The organism is Paenibacillus kobensis NBRC 15729, from assembly GCF_004000825.1.
In the GTDB taxonomy this organism is placed as follows: Bacteria; Bacillota; Bacilli; order Paenibacillales; family Paenibacillaceae; genus Paenibacillus_T; species Paenibacillus_T kobensis.
In genome coordinates this window covers 41,370-57,285 of sequence record NZ_BILZ01000025.1, presented here as the reverse complement: position 1 = coordinate 57,285, position 15,916 = coordinate 41,370, and the positions used below count along the sequence as shown (strand labels likewise).

The following is a 15,916-nucleotide window of genomic DNA, read 5'->3' as shown; positions in this document are numbered from 1 at the left end:
GGAGTGTGAAATGTGGGAAACCACATGGAAGTGTGTGGATTGCCACGATATTCGGCAGTCCGATTGCTTGATAAGATGATGACAAGAGATCGAAGCAATACTGGAATGCATCGCCAACAATGAAAGGAGGTGAATAATGATGCGAGCAATCGATATGATCGGCGAAGTGAACGAGTCCGAATTGATGGAACTGTCCGGCGCTGCTGAAGTTGAACAGCGCAGTTCGTGGCCGTGCGCGATTATCCCGCCAGTAATCATCTATACGATTCAAGATTCCAGCAGATCGTGCCCGACGACGGCATGTTCGACGAAATGCTAATTTAAGCGAATGAAGGTGGGGATATCGTGACGACGGTGGATACTTATCGTCCCTATGCGAAGGCTGCTTACATGTCGGAGAGAGGGACTAGCAAGACGCAGCGGCAAGGTGCCGCCGCCCTGTCCGAAACGGAGGCACTCGCTCCGTGGTTAGCCCGTTCAGGCTCTTCGCCCGAAGTGTTCGGCAGCCGGCTGCAGATGAGAGGGACCGATAAAGCAGCCTTCGTCAGCATGCTGCAAAGCGGCGGTATCCCCTCCGTTACCGATATGCAGTGGGAGCAGACGCTTGAGGATGTTCTGAAGCTTTGGCCGACGCCTTATTGGATGCGAAGCAACCTGCAGCTTGGAATCGCTTTATTCACCGCCCCGTTCTTGCACTATATCGAACAGATGATGTGGAGCGGCGGTCTTCTGGAGCGCATGAAGCCCATCATGGGGGATGAAGTGATCCATCATGCGATGCAGAATTGGATGAGCGACTTGCGGATGCTAAGCGATAAAGTTGTCGTATACGACTTTCATCTGTGCCGGGAGTCGAAGCCGGAATTGACGTTAGAGGCTTACATCGGCGAATGGGCTGACGATGCGGAGGCCTGGACACGTATTCTGCGGCAGTATCCGGTATTAGCACGTATGATGGCGGAGCAAGCGGCAAGAGCGGTGCGCAACGGTATGGAATTGTTCGGCAGGCTGGAGGAAGATTATGCCCAGCTTCAGGATACCTTGTTAGGCGGTATGCCAGCCGTGCTGCAGCGCATTGCCATGAGCGCGGGAGATTCGCATCAAGACGGTCGGACGGTAACGCTGCTGCATTTTGATAACGGTACGACGGTTGTCTACAAGCCCAGGTCGCTGCAGACCGATATGGCATTCGCGCAATGGCTCGACTTCCTGGAGCGCAGCGGATTGGAGGACGGTCCGCTTGCCGCGAGGACGATTGACCGGGGACATTACGGATGGCAGCAATATATTGGGCATCAGACTTGTGCGAACGAGGAGCAGGTCGCACGTTATTATTACCGGATGGGAGTGCTGAGCGGCATTTTTCATCTGTTTCAGTCGACGGATATGCATTATGAGAACATCGTGGCCAGCGGGGAAATGCCTTTTGTCATCGATATGGAGACCGTTATTTCCAATTCGATCTTCAAGACCGGCGTAGTGCCTTTTCCGGCATCGGAGATTCAGCGCACCGTACTGACATCGGGGCTGTATCCGACCGGCCAGCTGTTTAATATGAGGTTCGATTTCGATATTAGCGGAATTGCCGGCAAGCCCGATCAGGTATCCGGCAATATGACGGGGTGGGCGCTCAAGAGCGAAGAAGGCGGACCGCTGCGTTATGAGCAAATTCCGTTCGTTACTTCCCACGACCGCCATCTGGTTCAATTGAACGGAGAAATCATTAATCCGGTGCAATATGTCGGAGATATTATGCGGGGATTTGAGAATGTTTACCGCATCTACATCCAGGAGCAAGAGCGTTTGTTCGATGTCGTGTCGTCGCTGTTCACTCATGTTCGATGCAGAGCGCTGCTGCGCCCGACCTATCTTTATGGACGTTTCCTGACCGCATCCGTACATCCGGACAATATGGGAGACGGATTGAAACGCGAGTTGCTGCTGGAGATGCTTTGGAACATTACGAAAGCGGAGCCGTCGTTCGAGCGCGTCGTATGGAGCGAAATTCAAGATTTGCTGAACAACGACATTCCTTACTTTACGTTCGGTCTGGACGGCACGTCCGTAACGGACTGTCGCGGAGCTGTAATAGACGGTGTTTTTACGCAGTCGAGTCTTGACATCATTCGCGGGCAGATCGACCGTCTCGGAGAAGAAGACAAGGCTTTCCAAATGAGATTGATGTCGGCGTCGCTGCATTATAACGAGATTCGGGAAATGGAAGCCGCTGCGGTCGAGGCGCTGCCAGGGAGCAAGAGTGAAGAGGAAGGGCATTTGTTCGATCCGATGTCTGAGGCGCGGCGTATTGCGGATTATTTGACAGAGCAGGCGATCGAGGACGATCAATATGCAAGCTGGATTGGAGTACGCAATCAAGATGAACGATGTATGTGGCAGGCTTTGGATTTCTCGCTGTACAGCGGGATTATGGGAATGACGGTCTTTCTGGGCCAAATGTACGAGCAAACGAAAGAACAGAAATATCGTGACATTGCGGTTAAGAGCTTCCGATTCGTCACGTCGGTATTCGCACGAATAAAAGGCGATATGTCTCCTTCTGTCTTTAACGGTATGGGGTCGGTCGTATATGCCGGCATCTACTTGAACGAGCTGTTCGAGTTTCCCGATGCAAGGCAATTTGCAATGGAGCTGCTGGATTCGATCCGCAGCGCTCCGCAATCCGGAATTGAAATTACGCAGGGGAACGGATACAAGGAAACCGAGCCGATTGTCGATTATTTGGACGGTTATGCCGGTATCGCGACTCTGTGCACGAATATATGGACGCTGACCCGTGAACAGGCGGCTTACGATACGGCGGTGCTCTACGGTCGGCGTATGCTCGATCGGCTGAAGTCAGCGCCGACCGCATGGACGGGCTTCGCTCACGGATCGTCCGGACTGATCTATGCACTCGACAAGCTGGAGAAGCAATGCGGATGGCGGGAAGGCCGCGGGCTGAGGGACAAGCTTGCCGAATTCGAAGCGTCGAACTTCGACGAGGCGCACTGCAACTGGCGAGACCTCAGAGAGCATGCCGCAAGTCCATTCGCCTCCAACTACTGGTGCCACGGCGCTCCAGGCGTGCTGCTCGGACGAGTGCTGGCGCAAGATTCAGGCTTAAAGCCGGCGCAGTTGACGGGCGTTATGGACGCCGTAATGAAAGCGACTGGCAGCTTGCCCCGCTTATCGCTCTGTCATGGATTGTTCGGCAATCTCAATATCTTGCTCGATATCTCGATAGCCGAATGGGGGCGCGAATTCAAGCCCGCCATCGAACGATGCGTCGAACAGTCGCTTCAGCGGGCGGATATTCGAAGCAAGCTCGAAGGAATGAAGGCGAGAAGTCTTGCAGGTTTGATGTTAGGAGTAACGGGGGTCGGCTGGACGCTGCTGCGACTTCATAACCGCAGCATTCCGTCCTTGCTGACGCTAGGGTTTCCATCCGGGAAGGGAGTCGCCGTCATCGATGCGTAAAGTCCCGTTTATTGAACAGATGAGTCAGACCGAATGCGGCCTTGCATGCGTCGCGATGATCAGCGGATATTACGGCAAGCATTTGTCGCTGTTCGAGCTGCGCGACCGGATTGGCAGCGGGCGGGACGGCAATACGCTGTTCGAGCTGAAGCGGTTGTCCGAGGAGCTTGGCTTTAAGGTCAAATGCTTTAAAATGGAACGATTGTCGCAGCTGGACGGACCGCTCATTTGCTACTGGGAGCAGAAGCATTTTATCGTGCTGGAACGGATTAAGAACGGCCGCTATTATATCCTCGATCCGGCTAACGGCAGAGCCAAGCTGAGCGAGGAGGAATTCTCGGCGAAGTTCTCCCGCTACGTGCTGTGGGCGGAGCCGGGCGAGAGCTTCGTGAAGCAGAGGCCGAAGAGCCTGTGGAAGCCCTATTTGAAGCTGCTGTTCAAGAAGCCGCGGATGCTGGTTTTTATGCTGGCCTCCAACATTTCGTTGCAGGCGTTCGCACTGATCTCGCCGATATTTATCCAGCATATGATCGACGATCTGTTGGTCAAGCAGAGCGGCAGCTCGACGGCGCTCTATATTCAAAGCCTGCTGCTTGCGCTGGTGCTCTACTTCGCCTTCAGTCTTCTGATGAACGAGACGATGATTCGCGTATTCCGCAACGTCGACTTCGAGCTGTCGGGCGGATTCTTCGGAAGGATGCTGGCGATCCCGTACAGCTTCTTCCAGGTCCGAAGCTCGGGCGACTTGATGTACCGGTTCTCCAACCTGCGGTCAATCCGCATGATCGTTGCGAACCAGGTGATGAAGAGCTTTCTGGACTGCATCCTGCTGGTCGTCATCGTCGGGTATATGATTTCCAAATCGATGTACTTGTCGTTATTCATCTTCCTGTTCGTCGGCGTGCTGTATCTGGGGATTTATGCGATTCGGCCATTCTTGCACGAGGCGAACAGGGATGAGCTGGCGAAAGATACGAAGCTGTTCTCGCTGCAGAACGAATCGGTGCAAGGGATGCTGAACATTAAAATCTCCGGCGCGGAGAAGAACGTATCGGCACGTTGGCACCGCTTGTATTCGCAGTACGTGCAGACGTTCATGCGGCGGGAGAGGCTGTTCGGCCTGCTCAACGGCTTCTCCGGCTCGCTGACGTTCTACATTCCGATGTTCATCATCTGGATCGGGGCGACGAGGGTCAGCAGCGGGCAGATGACGATCGGCGAGCTTATCGCCTTCCAGTCGATCGCCGCTTATTTTATCGCGACGGCGAACTCGCTCATTCTGTCGTTCGAGACGTTCTTTCAGTTGAAAGTCTATTTGCGTCGAGTGCAGGACGTGATGGATACTCCGGTTGAATCGGACCCGAACAAGACATACCTTCAGCACCAACTCGAAGGGAATGTCCGGTTGGACGGCGTGTCTTACGCTTATACGAAATATGCCGACCCGGTGCTCAAAGATATCAGCCTGAACATCGAGGCGGGCCAGAAGGTTGCTGTCATTGGCGCCTCCGGCTCTGGCAAGAGCACGCTTGCGAATTTGCTTGTCGGCTTGTATGAGCCAAGCGCAGGCAACGTCATGTATGACGATCACGATCTGGCCGAGCTCGACAAGCCGCATATCCGCCGGCAGATGGGCATCGTCAACCAACAGCCTTACTTGTTTAATCAATCGATACTGGAGAACATCAAGGGCAATTATCCGGAGGTCGGGTTGGAGGAGGTCGTTCGGGCGGCCCAAGCAGCTCAAATCCATGAAGAGATCGAAGCGATGCCGATGAAATACGATACGGTGCTGTCTGAGGCGGCCAGCAACTTGTCTGGCGGTCAGCGGCAGCGGGTTGCGATCGCCAGATGTCTGGTCCACTCACCCAAAATTATCGTGTTCGACGAAGCGACCAATGCGCTGGACAGCATTAACGAGCAGCGGATCGAGCAATATTTGTCCAACCTGGCTTGCACGCGCATCATTATCGCCCACCGCTTGTCTACCGTCATGGACGCGGATCAAATCGTCGTGATGGAACGCGGGCAGGTGGCGGCATGCGGGACGCATGCTCAGCTGTTGCAGTCAAGCGATTACTATCAACTGCTGATTGAGGCGTATATCGATCGAAGCGGCATGAAAGGAGGTGAAAATAATGAACAAAGGTTGGAAAAATCCTTACGACAGAGCTCATAACGCAGCGCTGCCGATCGAGAACCCTATCGCTGAGCTGAACGCTGACGAGCTTCTGAGCGTCGGCGGCGCAGCGACGGGTGCAGCGGAAGTTCGCTGGGCAGAGACGATTCTGACGTCGCTTGCTTGCGCAGCGGCTAGCTACTTCATCGGCAACAACGGCCACGTGTGCACGTTGACGGTAGAGTGCCAGAAATCTTGCAAATAATTCATTTATTCTGCGATTGGACGAAGAGATAAGCGAAGAGCTTATCTCTTCGTCGTGCGAGAGGAGATCGTGTGATGACAACAGCCTATGCTTATCGGGCGCTGAACATTAGTGAGCGCAAAAGCGGCCCTTCCGCTGCGGAAGAAGCGGATCTGACGATGGCTCTGCCCTATTGGAAGGGGCTGCTCGGCCTGCAACATCAATCGGAGTTCGCCAGCCTGCTAGAGCAGCGGTATAAGGTAGACGTTGCATTCGTCGGCAGTCACTTCGACCGTGACGAGCCGGAGGACTTCGGGGCAAGCTCCGAATGGGTTGATTACATAGAGAACATATATTTGGGGCAGGGGGAAGCGAGAACGGAAGCGGGGGACGATTACGAGACGATCGCCTTGCGCACGTTTCCGTTCTATACGTTCTTTGAGCCGTTCCTTCGGGAGTTTTATTACCAGATGTTCTACGATTTGCTGCCCGGCTATCGGCATGAGATTCGCCTGGACGCCAAGAACGATATTGTCAAATATTACTTGGACCAATTATATGCGATTGCGCATAAGACGCTGATGCTGGAGATCAATTACCTTCGGACGGAAGGCAGTCTCGCAGGCGGCACGCCGGAAGAGCGTTATTCGAGCTACGTCGAGCAATATTTGAACCGGGAGTCGTATCGCCTAGCGCTGCTGCAGGAATATCCGGTCCTGTTCCGGCTGCTGGCTGAGAAGACGCGCGACGTCAAGCGTTCCATTCTGGAAGCGGTATCCCGCTCCTTCGCCGATTGGGCCTTGCTCTCCGAGCAGTTCGGAATAGAAGAGCGGGTTATCGAGCGTCTGGAGCTCGGCCAAGGCGATTCGCACAAGCAGGGGCGAACTGTCGTCATTATTCGGTATGGCTGCGGCAGCAGAATCGTCTATAAGCCCAGAGATATGAAAATTGACGAGACGTTCCAGAACTTGCTGGCGTGGATGAACGACAGAATGGACGATCAGGCGCCTCTTCTTACGGTATCCGCCGTCAATCGGGACGGATATGGCTGGATGGAATTCGTGGCGCACGAACAAAGCGGGACGGATAGCCAAGCGGAGCGGTTCTATTATCGGTTAGGCAAGCTGCTTGCCGTACTGCATACGATGAACGCGACGGACTTTCATTATGAGAATATTATCGCCTGCGGCGATCAACCGGTGCTGATCGATCTGGAGTCGTTGTTCCATCATCCGCTGGGCATCGATCACGATCTGACGGACAGTGGAGCCATCAATAAGGCGCTCATGCTCATTCGTGATTCGGTACTGTCGACGGGCGTAATTCCGGTGGCCGTAGATAAGCGGCAACCGTTCGACATTAGCGGAATCGGAGGGCGCGAGGAGCAGATCAGCCCGTTCAAAATCAGCACCGTCGAAGGAGCATACACCGACGAGATGAGGTTCGCCAAGCAGTTCGGCATCGTATCGCCGGGACATAACAATCCGATCGGCAGCGACGACGAATCAGCTAATATCGTCGACTATTTGGACTCCATATGCCGGGGCTTCGAAGCGGTGTACACGTTCTTTATGCAGCATGCCAATGAAACCAAAGAGAAGCTGACAACGTTCGCGCAATGCGAGATCCGTAAAATATTGTCCAGTACAATGAAATATGCAAGACTGCTGCACTTAAGCTACCACCCCGACTTTATGCGCAATCAACTGGACCGGGAGCTGCTGCTCAACCGGGTGACTGGCGTATCGGATGTCGTCAGCCGGGCGGCCGTATCGGAGATTGAGGATATGCTTGGCGGAGATATTCCATATTTCTATACGACACCTTCCAGCCGCGACCTCTGGAATTCGCGTCAGCAGAGGATCAGCGACTTCTACAAGGTCGACGGTCTGCAGCGCAGCCTGTCCAAGCTTGAGCATTATTCGGAGTCGGATCTGGCGAACCAGTTGACCATTATTCGCTCGACCATTTCGGCGATGTACGCCGAGGAGGATATTAAGATGGCCGATCTGGAAGGCTGGGCGGCGCCGGATGGCGGCGAGGTCGATCTGGTGGGCAGGGCGGAGCTGATTGCCGACGTGCTGATTCGCTCGGCCGTAAAGCACGACGGCCCGCAAGGAGAAGAGTATTGCTGGACAAGCATGGTGACCAAGGGCGGCAGCGAAACGATGTGGCAATTCTCGATAACGGGGCCGGGGCTGTACGACGGCAATCCGGGCATTGCCTTATTCTTCGCTTATCTATGGCAGACGACGGGCCGAGAGAAGTACCGCCATGCATGCGAGGCGGCTATTCGGCCGATCGAGCTCGTGCTGGATCAGTTCATCGAACCGGACAATATTAATATCGGAGCGTTTCTTGGACTAGGGGGAATGGCGTATTCCTTCTATCAGCTCGGACGCATATTGGACGATCCGGGGCGAAGAAGCACGGGAGTCCGCTTGCTTCGAGAGCTTCCCCGTCTGGTGCAGGGAGACAAGCTGTTCGACATGATCGGCGGCAGCGCAGGGGCACTGACGGTGCTTGCGCGTGTCATGGACTATGAGCGCGATACCGAGCTGCGGCGAATCGGAGACCTCGTCGTCGGTCATTTGGCTGCCCATGCGAAGTCGCAGCCGACCGGTATCGCATGGAGTCCGGGCGGGGAAGACAGCAAACCGTACATCGGCTTCTCGCACGGCAACGCCGGTATAATATATGCGTTATGTTGCTTCATGCCTTACTCCCAACGGCAGGATGAGATTGCCGCGCTCATAAAGGAGGCCGTCGCTTACGAGAATACGAAATTCGATGCGGAGGTCGGCAATTGGTTCAGCGATCACTTGGACCAGCATTCATTGGCATGGTGCCACGGCGCCCCGGGCATTCTCCTGTCCCGCCTTGCTGCGGCGCATCGCTGTCCGCAATTCGAAGGGCTGGAAGCGGATGTTGCGGCTGCCGTGAAGGCGACGCTTGCAGCGGAGATGGGCGGCAATTTCTCCTTCTGTCATGGCGCGATGGGAAATGCGGACATTTTGAATCAAGCGGCTGAGGCAGGCGATCCTGGGCTTCAGACTCAGGCGGCTGCATATGAGCGTTCGCTCCTTGAGAGTCTGTTCAAGCCGTCCTGCGCGATCAAGGCGGACGTGAATGCGGTCGGCGTTATGAACGGTCTGGCCAGCATCGGTTACGGTCTGCTGCGTATTCACGATCGCGACCGCGTGCCGTCCTTATTGACGCTTGAGCTTCGCTAGACAGCTGTCGGAAGCGGAGGGAACAAGGTGAGACCTTTCCACGGATGAGTGGAAAGGTCTATTTGTGTAATATATATTTTACTTTTTGTCATAAATATATTACAATCCTCTTGAGGAGGGAGGGATATAGTGGAGCAGTGGCTGGAAAATAGGATCCATGTGCTGAGGGCTAGCCGCAAATGGTCGCAGAAGCAGTTGGCCGAGCTGCTGGGGGTGAGCAGACAAACCGTCGTGTCGCTGGAAGCGAACAAGTACAATCCGTCCTTGATGCTGGCATTCCGGGTCGCCGAGCTGTTCGACGCGGATATTAACGAGGTGTTCCAGTTTCATTCGGATCAACTGGAGAAGGGGGGGAATTGACGTGTTTATGACTTATTTGACGCCGCTTGCGCTTCTTGTGTTCGGTCTGTCGGCTTTATATTTTGCTTTTATTTTCCCAAGGGGGAAGGATGAGCGTACGAGTACGATTCTGAAAAGCGCTTATCAGATGGCCTATTATGTGATGCTGATTGCACTTGCCATCCTGTTCATCGTGGCGAAATATTCCGGAATCGATTCGCTTGACGAGCACTTTAAGGAAGCGGTTATGGTCGTGCTTCTGATGGCCCATCTAACGTTCGTTGCGTCAGCGGTTTATTATAATTGGAAAATGTAGGTGATGAGAATGAGTCATGCTCCGGCATTGCAGGTGAAGGGACTGACGAAGCAAAGACAAGGGCGGATGATCGTCGAGGACGTTTCGTTCACGCTCATGAAGGGTGAGATATTCGGGCTGATCGGGGAGAACGGGGCGGGCAAGACGACGACGCTCGGAATGATTGCCAGCTTGATCCGGCCGACGGCAGGCTCCGTATCGATCGGCGGCTTTTCGCTGGAGAAGCGGCGCAAGGAAGCGCTTCGCGAGCTTGGAGCCATTATTGAAGGACCGGCCTTGTACAAATATTTTCGCGGCATCGACCAATTAAACTATTTGTGCGGTCTCTACGGGCGGCACGGCAAGAAGCAGCAACTGGACGATGTCATCGAGCTGATGGGCATGTCTGATTACGTCTATAAACGCATCGGCCAATATTCGCTTGGCATGCGGCAGCGGCTTGCAATCGCTCAGTGTCTGCTTAACGAGCCGTCGCTTCTAATTCTAGATGAGCCGCTCAATGGGCTGGACCCCGGCGGCGTTATCGACTTCCGCCAGTTGATCGGGCGCATTGCGAAGGAGAAAGGGCTTGCCGTCGTTATATCGAGTCATCAGTTGAGCGAAGTGGAGCAAATATGCGACCGGTTCGGCTTGCTGCACGACAAGAAGCTGAGCTTGATCGGCACTCCGTCGGCTCAGGTCCACAGAGATGCGGTGCTGTCCTTCGCAGTAGAGTTCGAACAGCGTGATCAAGCATATGCGCTGCTGACCGCGCAATCTTATATTCACGACGTGACCCGCCAAGGGGAGAACGTCTTGACGTTCCTGATGGAGCGGGAGCATTATCCGGCACTGCTTGCGTTGCTTGGCGGATTGCCAGTGAAATCGATTCGAGAGAAAGCGTTCGATCTGGAGAGTGAATATTTGCGTATGACGAGAAATAAACAAAGCGGATAGGATGTGTATGATGATCGTATTATTCGGGGAATGGATGAAGTTGCACCGCCAGCGTTTGTTCTACGTGCTGATGGCTGTATTGTTCGCACTGTCTGTCGCGAATGGGGCTTATCAGAAATACGGGGTCAAGCCGGAGACGGCGTCTTCGGACAACTGGGAGGCACAAGTGCAGCGGCAGCTCGACAGTTTGAAGACAACACAAGAGGAGCTGCGTCCCGGCACGTTGATGTACGAAGTGAATCAGGAGGATATTCTTATTCATGAGTACAGGCTCGAACACCATTTGAAGCCCGAGAACGAACGCAGCGCCTGGCATTTTGTCCGGAGCAATCAGCTGCTGCTGTCGCTGATCGGACTTTACATTATTTCCTTCGGCGCTTATACGCTGGCTGCCGAATACCAGCAAGGGACAATCAAAGCGTTATTTCTGAAACCGACCTCAAGAGCTTCCTTCCTCCATGCCAAATTCGCCATGATTCCGCTGCTGACGGTCACAGCAACCGCCTTCCTGCTTCTGGTCTCCCTTCTCATCGGCTACGTGCTGTTCGGCTTCGGAGGGTCAGATGTCCGGCTTATCGTCAGCGACGGTACGGTCGTGGAGCAATCGCTTGTTCAATCGACGCTCCGGTACTGGGCATTGGCGGGGCTGGAGCTGTCCATTATGGCGGCGCTCGCCTATACGATATCGGCGCTCGTCAAGCATTCGGCTATTTCGATCGCGGTGTCGTTGTTTATTTATTTCTCGGCGGGCATGGCTACGCGGCTGCTCGCGACGAAGCTTGAGGTGACGCGCTACGTGCTGTTCGCCAACACCGACTTTAACGTGTATTTCGAAGGCGCTCCGCTTATTAAGGGCATGACGCTGGCTTTTTCTGCTGCTGTTACCGCTGCTTACTTGGCCGTGTTTTGGCTCATCTCCTACCGCTCGATAAACGGCAGGGATGTACCGCTTAGTTAAGCGGTACGTCCCTGGTGCAAGCTTTACATTCTAATTACGATAAGGCCGGCCAGTGTCAGCGCAAAAGCCGTCCACTGCAGCTTCGTCAGCCGCTCCCGGTACAGAACGATCGAGCCGAGCGCGACGACGAGACTGTTCGTCGCGAAGACCGGCGCCGCAATGCTTGCCTTGCCGGTCTCGAGCGCGACGGCATACAGCTGCAAGCCGGCGTACGAGAACAGCCCGGCAAGCAATCCCCAGCGGAAGCCGCGCCGGCTAGCGACGGCTGGGTCAGGTGATGAGGCCGGGACGATGCGGTTGCGGTCAGCGGCGTCGAGCTGGCGGAACCAGAGCAGCGACAGCGCATAGCCGACCAGAAGGACAGGGGCGCTAGCAAGCTCCAACTGCTCGGTTACTTTGAGGCCGCCGTTGCGGAATGCGAACAGGAAGATAGCGGCTATAACAAGAACGAACCATCGCCGCTGCGTCACCGTCAGCGGTTCTTTGCCGCGTATTGAGACGAAGACGACCGACAGCAGCAGGAGAGCGATGCCGGTCCATTCTGCCGCAGATACCGGTTCGTCGTAGACGACGATGCCCATACCGACGACGAGTGCAATATTCATATTCGTCAGCGGAGAGGTGAGACTTGCCGGACCGTATTCCAGCGATTTCATGAATAAGGCATTTCCCCAGGCGGAGCCTGCGCCGATGACAAGACCGGCTGCCAGCAGCCGCCAGTCGGCGATGCCGGAGAGCGTTCCCTCCACGGCGCTGTGTACGCCGAAGCCGAGCGTGCCGGATACGTACAAGCCGAACAATAGCCCGTTCGAGGAGCCGCCTTTCATTTGACTTACTTTCATCCACCAACCGGCAAGCCCGAACAAGACGGCGCTTCCGATTGCAGTCAACAGCCACATCGCGTAATCAAGCCTTTCTTAATCCAATACAATTGTGCATCTGTAACACACTTGTAATGTTCCTGTTATCGTCTCATTACATAGGTGGGCTATTATAATAAGCAAGACCCCCTTTTTAATATAACTTTTAGAGCCTTCCCTCGGGAAGGCTCCTTTTTTTGTCCGCTATCGCTTAGAGAGCAACGTCGACCCGCTGCTTCTCTTTGAAATAAACCCACTGCGTAAAGCCGATTTCCTTCAGCCGCTTGCGGACAAGTTCCCACTCGTCGCCTACGCGGGAAGGGGTATGCGCATCCGAGCCGAACGTCACTTGAACGCCCCAATGCAGCGCCCTCTCCAAAATTTCATCGGACGGATACCAGCCGCCGACTTCTTTTGTTTTGCCCGACGTATTGATTTCGATCGCGACGCCGCATTCACCGATAATGCGCAGCGTATTGTCGACGGCATCCATGGCAGGGATATCGGAGAAAGAGGGGTGATAGCCTTTCATCGCATCGATATGGCCGAGGATGTGGAACAAGCCGGTCCGAGCGGATTCGGCGATCAATTCGTAATAATGCGCCTTCTCTTCGATCCGCCGCTGATCGTTCAGCCCTTTCCAACGGTTACGGTTAAAAATGCTGACGCCGCGAGTCTGATGGACCGAACCGATCAGATAGTCGAACGGATAAGGCTCGAACGCCTTCCGGTACGTCTCGATATGGTTTGGGAAGTAGTCTGATTCCATGCCGAGAAGAACATCGATGCGCCCTTCGTACTTGGCTTTCAGGCGCAGCACCTCATCGACGTAAGCTTTAAGCTCACTGCGCGCCATCGCGATCTTCGGGAACGGCTGCTCGTCCTCATGGCCGAAATAAGGCGAATGATCGGAGATCCCGATCGCCTTCAAGCCTGCTTCGATGCCGGCTTTAATATAATCCTCGATCGTTCCGTCCGCATGGCCGCAGCGGAAGTGGTGGGTATGCAAATCGAATTTCATCCTGGGACCTCCTGTTCCGTTCCGTTGCTCGAGTTACTCGGTGCTAATGAACTGCGTTTCCGGCATGCCCTTCAGGTCGCTTAGAAACTGCGTAATCGCGGAATTTAAATAACGACCGCTCCGGTAGACGACGCCAACCGGATGCGTCAGCTCCAGTTCATTGACCTTAATCATCCGAAGTGTGCCTTGCTTCAGCTCGTTCGTGATCGACAGCTTCGATACGACGGCCGCTCCGAGATTCAGCTCGACCATCCGCTTCACTTCCTCGCTGCTTGACAGTTCCATGACGATGTTCGGCTGAATACTGTATTTCTGAAAAATCTGGTCAACGAACCTTCTGCCGAAAGTATCGGGCGACAACATAATCATCGGAATGTCTTTCAACGCTTCGACGGTCGTATGCTTAAGGTTGCTCATTGGATGAGCGGGCGCTACGACAAGCTCATACGTATCGTAGTACAAGGTGGACGCTTCCATGTGCGGATTGCGATCATTGAGATAGGTAATGCCGATATCCAGCATTCCTTGTTCGACGGCCGGCATAATTTGCGTGGAGGGCATGGAGTGAATCGTCGTTTTGATCATCGGGAACTGGTTCTGTATATAGGTGAGGACGCGAGGCAAAATTTGAATCGCGATCGTGCTGGTCGTGCCGATAATAATATGGCCTTGAGGCACCTGGTTCAGATCGGACAGCTTCTGCTTTAATTCCTCAACAATGGTTAGTATGCGCTCCGCATGCTCGAGAAACACTTGACCGCGGTCCGTTAACGTTACCGGCTGGTTGCGGTCGATCAATACCGTTTTGAATTCGTCCTCGAGACTTTTGATTTGCGCGGATACGGCCGGCTGCGTCAAATTCAGCATTTCGCCCGCTTTGCGGAAACTCATCGTTCTCGATATCGTAAGGAGCGTTTCAAGTTGATTGATGTTCATGAACAGTCTCCTTGTCTCGATAAGAGTTATTTATCACTTGTTATTTTTATTATAAATGAAATAAACCGCCGTGGCAAAATGTAAACAATCTTTACATAAGATTTAGAAGGAGTCCGCTGGTAAATGTCGAAATGTTGTCCGGCAAGCATCTTGGATGCTAATAACGAGGGGGTCGGGCTGTCTTGAACAACAACAAGGCAATTCGAGGGTGGCTCATGTATGATTGGGCGAACTCGGCTTTCGTCACGACGATGATTGCTGCAGTGATGCCGGTGTACTATGAGAAAGTGGCAGGCAAAGGGCTCGGGGGCAATCTGCCAACCGTATATTGGGCGAACACCCAGAGCATCGCGGCGCTTATCGTCGCCGTTCTGTCGCCGGTGCTCGGAGCCATTGCCGATCATACCGGTTCGAAAATAAAGTTTTTAAGCTTTTTCGCCATTCTCGGCTCAATCGCGAGTCTGCTCTGCGTACTTGTCGGCGAAGGAGACTGGCTTCTTGCTTCCGTGCTCATCATTATCGGGATGATTGGTTTCGCGGCGGGCAATACGTTCTATGACGCGCTGCTTATCGATGTCTCGCCTGCGGACCAGCGGGATCAAGTCAGTTCGAAAGGCTATGCATGGGGGTATCTTGGCGGCGGTGTATTGCTTGCCATTAACGTTGTGATGATACAGAAGTGGGAATGGCTCGGATTATCCAGCAGCGAGAGCGCGACGCGAATCGTCTTCCTGACGGTCGGCCTGTGGTGGATTCTGTTCGCTATCCCGATCGTCCGTCATGTGAAGGAGAGCAGGCGGGAAGCGGCTGCCTCGACGGTGAAGCAGGCGGTATCGACCGCATTCGAGCGGTTAGGCAAGACGTTCCGATCCATCCGGCAGTATCCCGAATTGCTGAAATATATGGTCTCATACTGGTTCTTCAATGATGGCATCAATACCGTTATCGTGATGGCGACTGTTTACGGCAGCAGCATCGGCATCGAGATGAATGCTCTTATTACGGCGCTGCTCATTACGCAGTTCGTCGGATTCCCGAGCTCGCTGCTGTTCGGCCGGTTTGCCCGCAAGCTTGGCGCGAAGAAAGGGCTTTACCTCTCGCTTATGCTCTACATCGTCATTGTGACGCTCGGTTTTTTTATGGAAAATGCGCTGCACTTTTATATTCTCGCGACGATGGTCGGACTCGTGCAAGGAGGCAGCCAGGCGCTCGCCCGGTCGCTTTATGCCGATCTGGTGCCGCCGGTCCGGTCGGCCGAGTTCTTCGGCTTCCTGACTATATCGAGCAAATTTTCGTCCGTTGTCGGGCCGTTCGTGTTCGCGGTCGTAGCCGGCAATACAGACTCGAGCCGAATCGGCATTTTGTCGCTGATCGCCTTCTTCGTCATCGGAATCGTGCTGCTTCGGTACGTTAACATTGACAAGGGCAAACGCGAAGCGCTTGCCGAAGAGAATGCAGCTTAACCAAATAAAGGCGG

The 15,916-nt window shown here is 54.2% G+C and carries 13 protein-coding genes; 10 read left to right on the top strand and 3 right to left on the bottom strand.

Features of this window, described 5'->3' with window-relative positions; translation table 11 throughout:
* Window positions 1–136 precede the first annotated feature (136 nt).
* The 9 genes from PKO01S_RS15580 (at window position 137) to PKO01S_RS15540 (ending at window position 11,622) form a co-directional block, all read left to right on the top strand.
* Window positions 137–319, top strand: a complete 183-nt coding sequence (locus tag PKO01S_RS15580; protein WP_127532366.1) for a class II lanthipeptide, LchA2/BrtA2 family — start codon at window positions 137–139, stop codon at window positions 317–319.
* A 26-nt stretch (window positions 320–345) separates the two neighbouring features.
* Entirely contained in the window at window positions 346–3,477 is a 3,132-nt protein-coding gene (lanM, locus tag PKO01S_RS15575; RefSeq protein WP_127532365.1) for a type 2 lanthipeptide synthetase LanM, read from the top strand.
* Window positions 3,470–5,656: a peptidase domain-containing ABC transporter gene (locus PKO01S_RS15570; protein ID WP_127532364.1), complete on the top strand. Its 2,187-nt coding sequence runs from the start codon at window positions 3,470–3,472 to the stop codon at window positions 5,654–5,656. The genes lanM and PKO01S_RS15570 overlap by 8 nt, the downstream gene beginning before the upstream one ends.
* Complete coding sequence (locus tag PKO01S_RS15565; protein ID WP_127532363.1) at window positions 5,616–5,861, top strand: plantaricin C family lantibiotic; 246 nt, start codon at window positions 5,616–5,618, stop codon at window positions 5,859–5,861. Before PKO01S_RS15570 ends, PKO01S_RS15565 begins: the two co-directional genes overlap by 41 nt.
* A 74-nt stretch (window positions 5,862–5,935) precedes the next feature.
* Entirely contained in the window at window positions 5,936–9,073 is a 3,138-nt protein-coding gene (locus tag PKO01S_RS15560; protein ID WP_127532362.1) for a type 2 lanthipeptide synthetase LanM family protein, read from the top strand.
* A 129-nt stretch (window positions 9,074–9,202) separates the two neighbouring features.
* A complete protein-coding gene (locus tag PKO01S_RS15555) occupies window positions 9,203–9,433 on the top strand; it encodes a helix-turn-helix transcriptional regulator (protein WP_127532361.1) in 231 nt (76 codons plus the stop codon).
* A gap of 1 nt (window position 9,434) precedes the next feature.
* Window positions 9,435–9,728, top strand: coding sequence for a hypothetical protein (locus PKO01S_RS15550; protein WP_127532360.1), 294 nt, complete (start codon window positions 9,435–9,437; stop codon window positions 9,726–9,728).
* 9 nt (window positions 9,729–9,737) lie between these two features.
* Window positions 9,738–10,664, top strand: coding sequence for an ABC transporter ATP-binding protein (locus PKO01S_RS15545; protein ID WP_164779628.1), 927 nt, complete (start codon window positions 9,738–9,740; stop codon window positions 10,662–10,664).
* A gap of 7 nt (window positions 10,665–10,671) precedes the next feature.
* The gene (locus tag PKO01S_RS15540) at window positions 10,672–11,622 is read left to right on the top strand and encodes an ABC transporter permease (RefSeq protein WP_164779627.1); all 951 of its coding nucleotides are present in this window, start codon (window positions 10,672–10,674) and stop codon (window positions 11,620–11,622) included.
* A gap of 23 nt (window positions 11,623–11,645) precedes the next feature.
* On the opposite strand, the gene PKO01S_RS15535 is transcribed toward PKO01S_RS15540, so the two are convergent.
* The 3 genes from PKO01S_RS15535 to PKO01S_RS15525 all read right to left on the bottom strand — a co-directional run bounded on the left by PKO01S_RS15535 (window position 11,646) and on the right by PKO01S_RS15525 (window position 14,439).
* Window positions 11,646–12,521 carry a DMT family transporter gene (locus PKO01S_RS15535; RefSeq protein WP_127532357.1) on the bottom strand — a complete coding sequence of 292 codons (876 nt, stop codon included), beginning with the start codon at window positions 12,519–12,521 and terminating at the stop codon, window positions 11,646–11,648.
* Between the two features lie 172 nt (window positions 12,522–12,693).
* The gene (locus PKO01S_RS15530) at window positions 12,694–13,503 is read right to left on the bottom strand and encodes a histidinol-phosphatase (RefSeq protein ID WP_127532356.1); all 810 of its coding nucleotides are present in this window, start codon (window positions 13,501–13,503) and stop codon (window positions 12,694–12,696) included.
* A 33-nt stretch (window positions 13,504–13,536) separates the two neighbouring features.
* Window positions 13,537–14,439, bottom strand: a complete 903-nt coding sequence (locus tag PKO01S_RS15525; protein ID WP_127532355.1) for a LysR family transcriptional regulator — start codon at window positions 14,437–14,439, stop codon at window positions 13,537–13,539.
* Between the two features lie 182 nt (window positions 14,440–14,621).
* Between PKO01S_RS15525 and PKO01S_RS15520 the strand changes: the two genes are divergently transcribed.
* Window positions 14,622–15,902, top strand: coding sequence for an MFS transporter (locus tag PKO01S_RS15520; protein WP_127532354.1), 1,281 nt, complete (start codon window positions 14,622–14,624; stop codon window positions 15,900–15,902).
* Window positions 15,903–15,916 lie beyond the last annotated feature (14 nt).